This is a genomic window from Streptomyces sp. NBC_00557 (assembly GCF_036345995.1).
Lineage (GTDB): Bacteria > Actinomycetota > Actinomycetes > Streptomycetales > Streptomycetaceae > Streptomyces.
Genome location: NZ_CP107796.1, coordinates 2,140,001 through 2,152,486 on the forward strand (window position 1 = coordinate 2,140,001; position 12,486 = coordinate 2,152,486).

The 12,486-nt window shown below is 71.5% G+C and carries 12 protein-coding genes; 4 read left to right on the top strand and 8 right to left on the bottom strand.

Going from position 1 to position 12,486, the window contains the following annotated elements:
• Positions 1-38: 38 nt before the first annotated feature.
• From OG956_RS08705 to OG956_RS08715, 3 genes are all read left to right on the top strand, one after another.
• A complete protein-coding gene (locus tag OG956_RS08705; protein ID WP_330337377.1) occupies positions 39-995 on the top strand; it encodes a sucrase ferredoxin in 957 nt (318 codons plus the stop codon).
• Positions 996-1,108: 113 nt separating this feature from the next.
• Entirely contained in the window at positions 1,109-2,788 is a 1,680-nt protein-coding gene (locus OG956_RS08710) for a sensor histidine kinase (RefSeq protein WP_330337378.1), read from the top strand.
• Positions 2,785-3,465 (top strand): response regulator, encoded by a 681-nt coding sequence (locus OG956_RS08715; protein WP_330337379.1) that lies wholly within the window; start codon positions 2,785-2,787, stop codon positions 3,463-3,465. Before OG956_RS08710 ends, OG956_RS08715 begins: the two co-directional genes overlap by 4 nt.
• Positions 3,466-3,483: 18 nt before the next feature.
• Here OG956_RS08715 and OG956_RS08720 read toward each other — a convergent pair whose 3' ends face one another.
• The 3 genes from OG956_RS08720 to OG956_RS08730 all read right to left on the bottom strand — a co-directional run bounded on the left by OG956_RS08720 (position 3,484) and on the right by OG956_RS08730 (position 6,284).
• Entirely contained in the window at positions 3,484-4,548 is a 1,065-nt protein-coding gene (locus tag OG956_RS08720; protein ID WP_330337380.1) for an ABC transporter substrate-binding protein, read from the bottom strand.
• A gap of 67 nt (positions 4,549-4,615) precedes the next feature.
• Entirely contained in the window at positions 4,616-5,479 is an 864-nt protein-coding gene (locus tag OG956_RS08725; RefSeq protein WP_330337381.1) for an ABC transporter permease, read from the bottom strand.
• On the bottom strand, positions 5,469-6,284 hold the full coding sequence (locus OG956_RS08730; protein ID WP_330337382.1) for an ABC transporter ATP-binding protein: 816 nt from the start codon (positions 6,282-6,284) through the stop codon (positions 5,469-5,471). Before OG956_RS08730 ends, OG956_RS08725 begins: the two co-directional genes overlap by 11 nt.
• 158 nt (positions 6,285-6,442) lie before the next feature.
• On the opposite strand from OG956_RS08730, the gene OG956_RS08735 reads away from it, so the two are divergent.
• Complete coding sequence (locus tag OG956_RS08735; RefSeq protein ID WP_330337383.1) at positions 6,443-7,135, top strand: response regulator; 693 nt, start codon at positions 6,443-6,445, stop codon at positions 7,133-7,135.
• Positions 7,136-7,150: 15 nt separating this feature from the next.
• Here OG956_RS08735 and OG956_RS08740 read toward each other — a convergent pair whose 3' ends face one another.
• The 5 genes from OG956_RS08740 to OG956_RS08760 form a co-directional block, all read right to left on the bottom strand.
• Positions 7,151-8,743 carry a solute symporter family protein gene (locus OG956_RS08740; RefSeq protein ID WP_330337384.1) on the bottom strand — a complete coding sequence of 531 codons (1,593 nt, stop codon included), beginning with the start codon at positions 8,741-8,743 and terminating at the stop codon, positions 7,151-7,153.
• The gene (locus tag OG956_RS08745) at positions 8,740-9,195 is read right to left on the bottom strand and encodes a DUF485 domain-containing protein (RefSeq protein ID WP_330337385.1); all 456 of its coding nucleotides are present in this window, start codon (positions 9,193-9,195) and stop codon (positions 8,740-8,742) included. The genes OG956_RS08740 and OG956_RS08745 overlap by 4 nt, the downstream gene beginning before the upstream one ends.
• A gap of 162 nt (positions 9,196-9,357) precedes the next feature.
• On the bottom strand, positions 9,358-10,047 hold the full coding sequence (locus OG956_RS08750; RefSeq protein ID WP_330337386.1) for a response regulator transcription factor: 690 nt from the start codon (positions 10,045-10,047) through the stop codon (positions 9,358-9,360).
• On the bottom strand, positions 10,044-11,195 hold the full coding sequence (locus OG956_RS08755; RefSeq protein ID WP_330337387.1) for a sensor histidine kinase: 1,152 nt from the start codon (positions 11,193-11,195) through the stop codon (positions 10,044-10,046). Before OG956_RS08755 ends, OG956_RS08750 begins: the two co-directional genes overlap by 4 nt.
• Positions 11,192-11,713, bottom strand: coding sequence for a DUF1453 domain-containing protein (locus OG956_RS08760; RefSeq protein WP_330337388.1), 522 nt, complete (start codon positions 11,711-11,713; stop codon positions 11,192-11,194). The genes OG956_RS08755 and OG956_RS08760 overlap by 4 nt, the downstream gene beginning before the upstream one ends.
• Positions 11,714-12,486 lie beyond the last annotated feature (773 nt).

Genomic DNA, 12,486 nt, shown 5'->3' on the forward strand with positions numbered 1-12,486 from the left:
GAAGTCGCCCCAGGGGCCGTCAGGTTAGGCTCACCTGTGTGAGTAGGTGCACGACCGTCTCCCGGAGCCTCGACGAGCCGGTTTCCGGCACGGCGGCCACGGCCACGACGTGGCTGCTGCTGGAACAGCCCGGCCCGTGGGGCGCCAAGGCGCTCACTTCGAGCCACCTGGACCCCGCGCTGGGCCGGGCCCTGGAGACGGCCGCGGAGGGAACCGGCGTCCGCATCGCGCTGATCCGCCGCCCCGGGCGCCACGCGGATCCCGGCCGGCCCGCCGTCCGGCAGGTGTACGCCGCCCACACCGTGCCGGGCCGCATATGGCTGCACAGCGCCACCACTCGCGACCCCCGGCGGCTGCTCGGCCTGGACTTCGCCGCCCTCGGAGCCGGCGACCACCGCTCCTTCGGCGAGGCGCTCGACGGGCGGCCGCACCGCGGCGACCCGCTCGCGCTCGTGTGCACCAACGGCAAGCGGGACCGCTGCTGCGCCCTCCTGGGCCGCCCGCTCGCCACCGAGCTGGCCGCCTCCGGCGTGCGCGGCGTCTGGGAGGTCACCCATCTGGGTGGACATCGCTTCTCGCCGACCGTGCTCGTCCTGCCGTACGGCTACGCCTACGGCCGCGCCGAGGCGCACACCGTCAAGGAGGCGCTGCACGGCGTCCAGGAGGGGCGTGTGGTGGTCGAGGGGTGCCGTGGCTGCTCCGCCTGGGAACGGCCCGGCCAGGCGGCCGAGCTGGCCGTGCGGTCGGTGGCGGGCGAGTACCGGATGGGTGTGCTGAGCGTCGTACGGACGCAGGCCGTGCCGGCCGAAGGGGAGGCCCTGCGCTGGGAGGTCACCGTCGGGCACGCCGACGGCCGCCGCTGGCGGGTGGCCGTGGCCCAGGAGGCGTCCCTGCCGCCCCGCCCGGAGAGCTGCGGCGCCGCGGTGCTCGGCACGCCGGCGCGGATGGACGTGCTGTCCGTGCGCGAACTGCGGCCGGCGGCGCCCGAGGCCTGAGCGGACGCCTCTGAGGGCTGTCGGCGACGCCCACGCCTCTTTCAAGAACCGGTCAAGAGATCCCCGCCACACCCCCTGGGGGCGGGCGCGCGCGTCCACGTACCGTCATGGGTATGAGCCCCACTCCCCCCGCACGCCGCCTGCGCCTCGGTCTGCCACGGCGGGTGTTCTCGCAGGTGCTGCTCATGCAGGTGGCGATCGCCGCGGGGGTCGCGGTGCTCGCCACCGGCCTGTTCCTGGCACCGCTGAGCAGGCAGCTGGACCAGGAGGCGGAGCGCCGGGCGCTGGCCATCGCGGAGACGACGGCCCAGGACCCGCAGATCGCCGAAGGCCTCCTGACCACCCCGCCGACGGCGGACGGTCCGGTGCAGCGGGAGGCCGAGCGGATCCGGAAGGCCACGCACGCGGAGTACATCGTGGTGCTCGACCGGCACTGGGTGCGCTGGTCGCATCCCACGGCGTCCGAGATCGGCAAGCTGGTCTCCACCAGTCCCCGCGAGGCCCTCGCCGGCAAGGAGGTCATGGAGATCGACAACGGCACCCTGGGCCGCTCGGCCCGCGGCAAGGTGCCGCTGTACGACGCCCGCCACCGGATCATCGGGGCGGTCTCGGTCGGTATCGCCTACGACAGCGTGCGGGCGCGGCTGATCGGCGCGATACCGGGACTGTTCGCGTACGCCGGCGGCGCTCTCGCGGTGGGCGCGCTGGCCGCGTGGCTGATCTCCCGCCGGGTCCAGCGGCAGACCCGGGACCTGGCGTTCTCCGACATCTCGGCGCTGCTCGCGGAGCGCGAGGCGATGCTGCACGGCATCCGTGAGGGTGTGGTCGCCCTCGACCGCGGCGGCCGTGTCCGCCTGCTCAACGACGAGGCGCGGCGGCTGCTCGGCATCGGCGACGAGGCCATCGGGCGGACCCCGGACGAGGCGCTCGGCGCGGGCCGTACGACGGACGTCCTGGCCGGCCGGGTGACCGGCACCGATCTGCTCACCGTGCGCGGCCAGCGGGTGCTGGTCGCCAACCGCATGCCCACCGACGACGGCGGCGCCGTGGCCACCCTGCGCGACCGCACCGAACTGGAGCGGCTGGGACGCGAACTGGACTCCACGCGCGGGCTGATCGACGCCCTGCGCGCCCAGGACCACGAGCACGCCAACCGCATGCACACCCTGCTCGGGCTGCTGGAACTGGAGATGTACGACGACGCCGTGGAGTTCGTCGGCGAGGTGGTCGGCGACCACCGGGCCACCGCCGAGCAGGTCACGGAGAAGATCCAGGATCCCCTGCTGGCCGCGCTGCTGGTCGGCAAGGCGACCGTCGCGGCCGAGCGCGGAGTCGCGCTGTGGGTGTCGGAGCGCACCCGGCTGCCGGACCGGCTGATCGACCCGCGCGGTCTGGTCACGGTGGTCGGCAACCTGGTGGACAACGCCCTCGACGCGGTCGCCGGCACCCTCCACGCGCGCGTGGAGGTCGAGTTGCGCGCCGAGGGCCGTACGGTCGTGCTCAGGGTGCGCGACACCGGTCCCGGGATTCCGGCCGACCAGCGTGAGCTGGTCTTCACCGAGGGCTGGTCCACCAAGAAGCCGCCCGCGCACGGCAAGCGGGGCCTCGGGCTGTCGCTGGTCCGCAGGCTCGCCGAACGGCAGGGCGGAAGCGCGACGGTGGACGCGGCGGACGGCGGCGGCGCGGAGTTCACCGTGGTGCTGCCGGAGGCGCTGACCGAGCCGGAGCTGGAGCCCGCGGTGCCCGACGAGGCCCTGCAGCCCGCTGCCGTCACCGAGGAGGAGACCCGATGATCGAGGTCCTGGTCGTGGACGACGACACGCGCGTGGCCCGGGTCAACGCGGCGTACGTGGAGAAGGTGCCGGGTTTCCGTGTGGCCGGCGAGGCGCACAGCGCCGCGGAGGCGCTGCGCCAGGTGGAGAAGCTGCCCCGGCTGGACCTCGTCCTCATGGACCACTACCTGCCGGACGACACCGGTCTCGCGGTCGTCCGCGAGATGCGGCGGCGCGGCCACCAGGCCGACGTGATCATGGTGACGGCGGCGCGGGACGTGTCGACCGTGCAGGCCGCGATGCGGCAGGGGGCGCTGCAGTACCTGGTGAAACCGTTCGCCTTCGCCGGTCTGCGGGCCAAGCTGGAGGCGTACGCGCATCTGCGGCGCACCCTGGACGGCGGCGGCGAGGCGGAACAGGCCGAGGTGGACCGCATCTTCGGCGCCCTGTCCGCCCCGTCGGAGCCCGGTCTTCCCAAGGGGCACTCCCCCACGACGGCCGAGCTGGTGCGCCAGGCGCTGATGAGCGCCGAAGGACCGCTGTCCGCCCAGGAGATCGCCGAACGGACGGGGCTGAGCCGGCAGACCGCCCAGCGGTACCTGAAGTTCCTGGAACGCACCGGGCGTGCGCTGCTGAGCCTCAAGTACGGCGACGCGGGCCGCCCCGAACACCGTTACGTGTGGGCGACCCGCGGCTGAGCGCGTTTCAGGCGGCGGTTACTTGGCCGCCTTGACGAACTCGGTGGTGTACGTCTTGCTCAAGTCGACCTTGGCGTTCTTGATGTTGGGGTTGAACGACTTGAGCACCTTCTCAACGGTCTCGGGACCGCCCTGGGGCATCACGCCGTCGTCGGTGAACATCGGCAGGGTGCTCTTGATGGCCTGCGCGTAGAGCGCCTTGTTGCCCTGGGAGTAGTCGGCGGGCATCTTGGCGGCGATCTCGTCGGCGCTGTGGGTGGACATCCACTTGAGCGTCTTGACGAATGCGTTGACCAACTTCTGGACGGTGTCCTTGTGTCCGTTCACCCAGTCCGTCTGCATGTACAGACTTGACGACGGGTACGGCCCGCCGAGCGCCTTCTGCGAGCCCTCGGGGGTGCGCATGTCGATGAGGACCTTGCCGGCCTTCTTGTCGAGGATCGTCGCGACGGTCGGGTCGGTGGTCATGCCGCCGTCGATCGCCCCCTTCTGGAGGGCCGCGATGAACGTCGGTCCGGCGCCCACGGCCACGGGCGTGAACTCGCTGACGTTCACACCGTTCTTGACCGCCAGGTACTTGGTGAGGAAGTCGGTGGAGGAGCCGAGACCGGTCACGCCCAGCTTGCGGCCCTTGAAGTCCTTGGGCGAGGTGAGGCTGCCGGCCGCCTTGTTCGAGACCACCTCGACCTCGCCGGGCGCGTGCGAGAACTGCACCACCGACTCCACCGACTTGCCCTTGGTCTGCAGGTCGAGGGTGTGGTCGTAGAAGCCGACCGCTCCCTGCACCTGGCCGGAGACGAGCGCGGTCTCGGCCTGGACGCCGGCGGGCTCGCTGAGAAGCTGGACGTTCAGGCCCTCCGACGTGAAGTAGCCGAGGCGCTGGGTGAGCATCGCCGGCAGGTAGATGACCTTGTCCAGGCCGCCGACCATGATCTTGACGCTCGTGCCCTTGCCCTTGGCGCCGCCTCCGCCGCTGCCGGTGTCGGCCGTGGAGCTGGCCGCGTCGTTGGCACAGGCGGTGAGCGAGGAGAGCGCCAGCAGGCCGGCGGCGGCCAGGGAGGCGTATCTGGCGGTGTTGCGCATGCGGTTCACGTCCTTGTGAGAGGGCGGTACGGGGAAGGCGTGGGGGGCTTGGTCCGCGAGGAGCCGGTCAGCTGTCGGAACCGGCGGGCTTCCAGCGGAAGATGCGGCGCTCGGCGAAGGTCAGCAGGCCCTCGGCGGCGAGGGCGACGACGGCGAGGATGACCATGGCTGCGTAGACGCCGGCCGCGTTGAAGGTGTTCTGCGACTGCGCGACGAGCAGGCCGATGCCCTTGGTCGCGCCGATGTACTCGCCGACGATCGCGCCGATGAGGGCGAAGCCGAAGCTGACGTGGAGGCTGGTGAAGATCCAGGAGGTGGCCGACGGGATGACCACCTGGAGCGTCACCCGGCGGTCGCTGGCGCCCAGGATGCGGGCGTTGGCCACCAGGTTCCGGTCCACCTCTCGGGCGCCCTGGAAGGCGTTGAAGAACACCGGGAAGAAGACCAGCACGACGGCGGAGGCGACCTTGGAGGACGGCCCGAGCCCGAACCAGATCAGGAAGATCGGCGCCAGGACGATCCTGGGGATCGAGTTGAGCACCTTGATGTATGGACCAAGGACCTCGGCGAGCAATCTGATCCGCCCGAGTGCGATGCCGAGCAGGACACCGGCGACCACACCGATGACCCAGCCGAGCAGTGCCTCGTAGAGCGTGTACCAGATCTGCTCGCCCAGCGAGCCGAGTGAGGTGCCGTGGGCGACCCAGGTCCAGATCTGGTCCCAGATCTTCGACGGCATCGAGAAGTTGAACGGGTCGATGATCTTCGCCCGGGACAGTCCCTCCCACAGCCCGAGGACAGCCACCAGCAGCAGCACGCGTACGGCGGCGACGAGGGCCCTGCGGCGGCGGGCGGCCTGGGCGCGGGTCTGCGCGCGGTCGGTGACCTTGGCGGTACCGACGACCGGTGTCTCGAGAGTCTCAGGCGACATGGGCGGCACCTCTTTCGCGGGTGATGCGGACCTCTTCGCCGAGGGACTCCCAGATCTCGCGGTAGATCTCGATGAACCGCGGTTCCAGGCGGACGGACTCCACCTTGCGCGGCCGGGGCAGGTCGATCTCGAAGACCTGCTTCACAGTGGCGGGCCCGGCGGTCATCACCACGACCTTGTCGGCGAGCGCGATGGACTCCTCCAGGTCGTGGGTGACGAACACGACGGAGGAGCCCGTTCCCTCCCACAGCTCCAGCAGCTCGTCCGACATCAGCGCCCGGGTCTGCACGTCCAGCGCCGAGAACGGCTCGTCCATCAGCAGGATCTCGGGGTCGTTGACGAACGTGGCGGCGAGGGCGACGCGCTTGCGCTGACCGCCGGAAAGCTGGTGCGGGTAGCGGTCCTCGAAGGCGGCGAGGCCGACGCGGGCCAGCCACTCGCGGGCCTTCTCCTTGGCCTCGGCCTTCGGTACGCCCCGGAAGCGGGGGCCTGCCATGACGTTGGACAGGACGGTGCGCCAGGGGAAGGTGGCGTCCTGCTGGAAGACGAAGCCGACCTTGTCACCGACGCCGTCGACCGGCTCGCCGGCCACCAGCACCTCGCCCTCGGTGGGCTCCTCCAGGCCGCTGACCAGCGTCAGCGTGGTGGACTTGCCGCAGCCCGTCGGGCCTACGACGGCCACGAACTCGCCGCGCCCGACGGTCAGATCCAGACCGCACACGGCCGTGTGCAGTCCCCCTGACGGGGTTCTGAAGGTCTTGCTCGCGCCCCGCAGCTCGATGGCGGGGCTGGTGTGTGCGCTCATGGCCCGGGACGGTAGGTGTGGCCCCGGCCACAGCAGCAGTCTTGTGGGCACAAGCCGTTCTTTTGCTCGCAAGAGCCTGTTGTGCTCATTTTGCTCGCGCTACAACTGCGGAGCCGAAACACGGGCGTAACGCCCGTCGGCCTTGGAGGAGAGGCCCGATGATTGACGTCCTGGTCGTGGACGACGACTTCCGCGTCGCTGAGATAAACGCGAAGTACGTGGGAAAGGTTCCCGGCTTCCGGGTGAGCGCCCGCGCGCACAGCGCTGCCCAGGCCCTGGCGGCCGTGGAACGCGGCACCGTCGACCTGGTTCTGCTCGACCACTATCTGCCGGACCGGACGGGACTCGATCTCGTGCACCGCATGCGGGAGCAGGGCCACGGCACGGACGTCATCATGATCACCGCGGCCAGCGATGTGACGACCGTGCAGCAGGCGATGCGCCTCGGCGCTCTGCACTACCTGGTCAAGCCGTTCACCTTCGCCGCCCTGCGGGCCCGCCTCGACTCCTACGCCGCTCTGCGCCGCACGGTGGACCGGGTCGGCGGCCGGGGCCTGGCGGGACAGGAGCAGGTCGACCGGATCTTCGGGGCGCTCAGGACGTCTCCCGCACCGTCCGCGCCCGGCCTGCCGAGCGGCCACTCGGAACCCACGACCGATCTGATCTGCAGCGTCCTGCACCGAGCCGGCCAGCCGCTGTCCGCCCACGAGGTCGCCGCCCGGACCGGCCTGAGCCGCTCCACGGCCCAGCGCTATCTGCGCCACCTGGAGCAGGCCGGCCGGCTCCGGCTCTCCCTGAAGTACGGCGACACCGGCCGGCCGGAGCACCGGTACGCCTGGGTGGCGCCATAGCGGGAATCCCCGGCGCTACACGGCACCGGCGCCGGTCAGCGACCGTACCTCCGTCTCGGCGTACGTGGCCTCGTCGGCGACCTCCCCGGAGGTGATCGTGCCGATCCACCCGGCGAGAAAGCCGAGGGGGATGGAGACGATGCCCGGGTTCTGCAACGGGAAGTACTGGAAGTCGACGTCCGGGAACAGCGAAGCCGGGCTGCCGGACACCACCGGGGACACCAGCACCAGTCCCAGCGCCGGGATCAGCCCGCCGTACACCGCCCACATCGCGCCCCGGGTGGTGAAGCCGCGCCAGAACAGCGAGTACAGCAGCACCGGAAGGTTCGCCGACGCGGCGACGGCGAAGGCGAGGCCGACGAGGAAGGCGACGTTGAGATCGCGGGCCAGCAGACCGAGCGCGATCGCCACGACCCCGATGCCCACCGCCGCCCAGCGCGCCACCGACACTTCGCTGCGCGCCGTGCCGCGCGGGCGTCGCAGCGACGCGTACAGGTCGTGCGCCACGGACGCCGACGAGGCGAGCGTGATGCCGGCGACCACGGCAAGAATCGTGGCGAAGGCGACGGCGGCGACGACCGCGAACAGAACCGTCCCGCCGGTGGAGCCCGCGCCGCCGCCCAGCTCGCGGGCGAGCAGCGGCACCGCCGTGTTCCCGGCCGCGTTCGAGCCGCGCACCACGCCCGTCCCCACCACGGCGGCCGCCCCGAAGCCGAGGACGATCGTCATCAGATAGAAGCCGCCGATCAGCCCGATGGCCCACACCGCGGAACGCCGGGCGGCCCGCGCCGTGGGCACCGTGTAGAAGCGGGACAGGATGTGCGGCAGTCCCCCGGTGCCCAGCACGAGGGCGAGGCCCAGGCTGATGAAGTCGAGGCGGGCGGTCCAGCTCCCGCCGTACTTCAGGCCCGGCGCCAGGAACGCCCTTCCATGACCGCTGCGGTCCGCCGCCGTGAGCAGCAGGCGGCCGACGTCGCCGTGGAAGCGGACCAGGACGAGTACGGTCAGCAGGATCGTGCCGCTCAGCAGCAGGACGGCCTTGACGATCTGGATCCAGGTGGTGGCCCGCATCCCGCCCAGCGACACGTAGATCACCATGAGCGCGCCGACCCCGATGACCGCCCAGGCCTGCGCGGCCCCGCCCGTCCGCCCCAGCAGCAGCGCCACCAGACTTCCCGCGCCGACCATCTGCGCCACCAGGTACAGCACGGACACCGTGACCGAGGACGTTCCCGCCGCGATCCGCACCGGGCGCTCGCTCATCCGCGCGGCCACCACGTCGGCCAGGGTGAACCGCCCGCAGTTGCGCACCAGTTCGGCCACCAGGAACAACACGACGAGCCAGGCCACGAGAAACCCCACCACGTACAGCATGCCGTCGTAGCCGTACAGCGCGATGAGCCCGGTGACCCCGAGGAAGGACGCGGCGGACATGTAGTCGCCCGCGATGGCAAAACCATTCTCTATGGGTGAGAACAGCCGCCCTCCCGCGTAGAACTCCTCCGCAGAACCCTGCCGGCGCCGGCTCACCCATGTCGTGATCCCGAGGGTCACGGCCACGAAACCGCTGAACAGCAGCAGCGCCGGAGTCTGATGGTCACCCGTCACGAGGCGCCTCCCCGCACGTCCCGGGTCATTTCCTGCGTGTCCCAGCGCAGCTCCAGCGCCGCCCGGTCCCGGCGCAGCCGCGCATGCCGGGCGTAGGCCCAGGTGAACAGGAACGTGGTGAGGAACTGTCCCAGCCCGGCCACCATGGCCACGTTCACCGCTCCCGCCACCGGCCTGGCCATGAGTCCCGGCACGGTCGTGGCGGTGACCACATAGCCCACGTACCAGGCGAGGAAGGCCACGACCCCCGGCACGACGAACCGCCGGTACCTGCCCCGCACCTCCTGGAAGGCCGCGCTGCGCTGCACCTCGACGTACACGTCCCGTGCGCGAACCGCAGCGCCGCTCCGCTCGTCGCGAGCGGACGGCACCAGCGGAGCCGGCACACCCGGGCCGGCCTGCTCGCCCCAGCCGGAGGCCAGCGCGTCGTACCAAGGGTCCTCGTACGTCATGTCGCGGGTGGATGCGCCGTGGTCTTCCCGGTTCCCGGACGACGTCTCGGGACCCTCCCCGGATCCACGGGCACGACCGTTGCTTGACTGCATGCCCAAGGATGGACAGATCGGGAAGATCCGTGACTCTTCTTCCCTCAGCACTTCACCCCATCAGGTGACTCACTGCGTGGGCGGCCGCACCAGCCCCTTGCTGTAGGCGTAACGCACCGCCTGGGCCCGGTCCTTGAGGCCCGTCTTGGAGAAGAGGTTGTTGATGTGGGTCTTCACGGTCGCGGTCGACACATGCAGCTTGCGGGCGATCTCCTGGTTGCTGAGCCCTTCGGCGATCAGCGTCAGCACTTCGGTCTCCCGCGCGGTCAGCCCGTCGGGCGGTGCCTCTGCGGTCACCGGCGGGCCGGGCTCGGACCGCGACAGCCGCTCCAGCAGCCGGCGCTGGACACTCGGGGACAGTCCCGCGTCCCCCGACAGCACGCTCTCCACCGCACGCACGATCTCGTCACCGCCCGCGTCCTTGGTCAGATACCCCCGGGCGCCGGCATGCAGCGCGGGGAACAGTGACTCGTCGTCCGCGTACGTGGTCAGCACCACGACCTGGGTCCCCGGGTACTGCTCCCGGATGCGCCGGGTGGCTTCCACGCCGTCGCAGCGGGGCATCCTGAGGTCCATCAGCACGACGTCCGGGGCCAGTTCCGCGACCAGCCGCACCGCCTCCTCGCCGTCTCCCGCGGCGCCCACGACCTCCACCCCGGGCAGCAGACCGAGCAGCATCACGATGCCCTCCCGGACCACCGTCTGGTCGTCGGCGACCACCACCCGCGCGGGCTTCTTCTCCCCCTCCGTCTCGGTCATACGGGCACCTTCAGCGTCACCACGAACCCCTCCTCGTCCGGTCCCGCGTCCAGTGAGCCGCCGAGCAGCTCGGCACGCTCGCGCATGCCCAGCAGACCGTACCCGCCTCCGGACTCCGTCAGTTCGCCCGGCCGCCCGCCCGAGTCCCGTACGTCCAGCGTCACTTCGTGTTCGCTGTAGTCGAGCCTGAGCTGCACCTTGGCTCCCTGGGCGTGCTTGCGGACGTTCGTCAGCGCCTCCTGGGCGACTCTGCGCACGGCCTGGGAGGCCTCGGCCGGCAGGGGTCTGCGCTCACCCGTCACGGTGACCTCGGCGCCCTCGGCTCCGCTGACGAGGTCACTCAGGAAGTCCTCCAGCGGAGTCAGCTCGCCCCGGAGAGCGGACAGGGCCTGCCGGGTCTCGGCGAGTCCGTCGCGGGCCATGCCGCGGGCGGCCACCACCCGCTCGAGGATGCGTTGGCGGTCCGCGCCGTTCTCGATCAGCAGCCGCGCCGCCTCCAGGTGCACCAGCTGCGCCGAGAGGCTGTGGGCCAGCACGTCATGGATCTCGCGTGCGATCCTCGCCCGCTCGGCCAACGCCGCGGACTCGGCCTCGGCGGCCCGGGCGGCGCGTTCCTGAGCGAGCAGTCGCTGTGCGTTGCCGCGTGCCTCGGCGTCCAGCCGCAGGACGTACCCGGCGAGGGCCATGCCCGCGACCGTGGCGGCCGTGGTCATCCAGACGTCGTTGTTGAAGGCCGAGTACGCGGCCAGGCACGTCGTCGTCACGGGGAGGGCGGCCCCGAGCGGCAGCCGCTCCAGCGCCGTGATCGCGCAACCGCACCAGATCACGAGGGCTGCTCCCTGGAACCCGGTGGCCTCGGCGCCGGCGGCGAGGACCATGAGCGCGCACATCAGGGTCAGTGAGGGCACCAGGCGGTGCTGGTAGGTGGTCCGGAAGAGGGCCCAGGCGAGGACGCCGGCGACGGCAACTCCCGCCATCGCGACGGCCGCGCCCCGCACGCCCATGTGCCTCTGGTTGTAGGCGCCCCACATGAGCATGGCGAGGACCAGGACCCTGACGGCCCAGGCGAGCATGCGCCGGGGCCGGGAGGTGCCCGCGCGGCCGAGTGCCTCCCGCGACGGCCAGCGTGTCCAGGCGTTCTCCGTCACGCGCGCTCCTTCCTGACCGACCGCATGCCGTCACCGTACGCCGGGGCGGGACCGTCCCAGGCGTCGAGCGACTGAGCCCGCCAGACCAGGATGCCGCCGCGGACCAGCAGGGTGGAGGCGAGGGCGATCATCAGGGCGGAGCTGTCCTGGTGCAGGCCGAGTGCGGAGCCGATGCCGTAGACGCCGATGCGCAAGGCGATGCCCACGATCCACACCGCCACGCTCGCCTTGGTGCTCTTGGTCCACACGACGCCGTCCGGTTCCCTCCAGACACGGGTCGTCCAGGCCCAGCCGGCGCCGGTGGCGACACCTATGATCAGCTCCACCACGAGCAGCAGGGCGTATTCGGTGCGGTGGTGGGCGTCGAGGATGCCGGGCTCGCGCAGCGCCACGACGACGAGGACCACGGGGATCAGCCACCAGCGCCGGTCGGTGTTGATCGCCCGGGCACGGAACTGCCGCACGATCACTATGACGGCGACGGCAACGATCAGCATCGCGTTGACGACCCCGGACATCGAGCCTCCATGAACGAGAAGATGGTGCGCCGGGAGCGGGTGCCGCCGACACCAACGAAACTACGGAAAAGCGCAGGTCCGGAGATCGGAGCCGGGGTGGATCACGGGTGGAAACCCACAGCCGCCCGTCTCCACCCACGGGTGTAGATCCCCGGGCTGAGACGGGACTGAGGCAGCGGCCGGCCGTGGGAGGCCCGTCCCGGTCCGGCCGACAGGCGGTTGCAGGCGTGGCTCTGGCCGACGGGCAGTCGTACGGCGCGTACCGGCCGACGGACAGGCCAGTGCCGGTGCCGGTGTACGGCTCGGGAACGGTCGAAGGGCGGTCCTGGGCGGCGGGCGGCGGACAGTCCGGGGCCGCCGTCCGACGGGGTGAGGCAGCCCGGCCCGGCCGAAGGGGTGGAGGCACGGTCCTGCCGACGCGAGGTCGGGGCATGGTCTGGCAATCCGACGGTCCGACGGCGCTATCCGGACAAGCCGGGAGGAAACCGGCTGGGTTGACCAGGGGCGGTTCCCGGTGGTTAGGCAGTTGGGGAGCCTGTCCCGGCCAGCTGCCCAGCGGTGGGATCGCGGTAGCGGTCGGCAGGCGGCAGCGGCGACCACCGAGCCTACGGATGCAGGCGAGCCGGTCCTGGTCGGCGGGCGCCACCGGCGGGAGTGCTCGCTCTTCCGCAACGCGCTTCAGCAACAGCGGCGACATACCCGGCGTCGACCTGCCAACACCGAGCCGCTCACGCCCCGTGACGACACGGCTGAAGGGGTGAGCCGGCAGCGGG

Coding starts and splice junctions, on each gene's coding strand:
- OG956_RS08710 (WP_330337378.1), top strand. CDS start 1,109: ATGAGCCCCACTCCCCCCGCACGCCGCCTGCGCCTCGGTCTGCCACGG.
- OG956_RS08715 (WP_330337379.1), top strand. CDS start 2,785: ATGATCGAGGTCCTGGTCGTGGACGACGACACGCGCGTGGCCCGGGTC.
- OG956_RS08720 (WP_330337380.1), bottom strand. CDS start 4,548: ATGCGCAACACCGCCAGATACGCCTCCCTGGCCGCCGCCGGCCTGCTG.
- OG956_RS08725 (WP_330337381.1), bottom strand. CDS start 5,479: ATGTCGCCTGAGACTCTCGAGACACCGGTCGTCGGTACCGCCAAGGTC.
- OG956_RS08730 (WP_330337382.1), bottom strand. CDS start 6,284: ATGAGCGCACACACCAGCCCCGCCATCGAGCTGCGGGGCGCGAGCAAG.
- OG956_RS08735 (WP_330337383.1), top strand. CDS start 6,443: ATGATTGACGTCCTGGTCGTGGACGACGACTTCCGCGTCGCTGAGATA.
- OG956_RS08745 (WP_330337385.1), bottom strand. CDS start 9,195: ATGACGTACGAGGACCCTTGGTACGACGCGCTGGCCTCCGGCTGGGGC.
- OG956_RS08750 (WP_330337386.1), bottom strand. CDS start 10,047: ATGACCGAGACGGAGGGGGAGAAGAAGCCCGCGCGGGTGGTGGTCGCC.
- OG956_RS08760 (WP_330337388.1), bottom strand. CDS start 11,713: ATGTCCGGGGTCGTCAACGCGATGCTGATCGTTGCCGTCGCCGTCATA.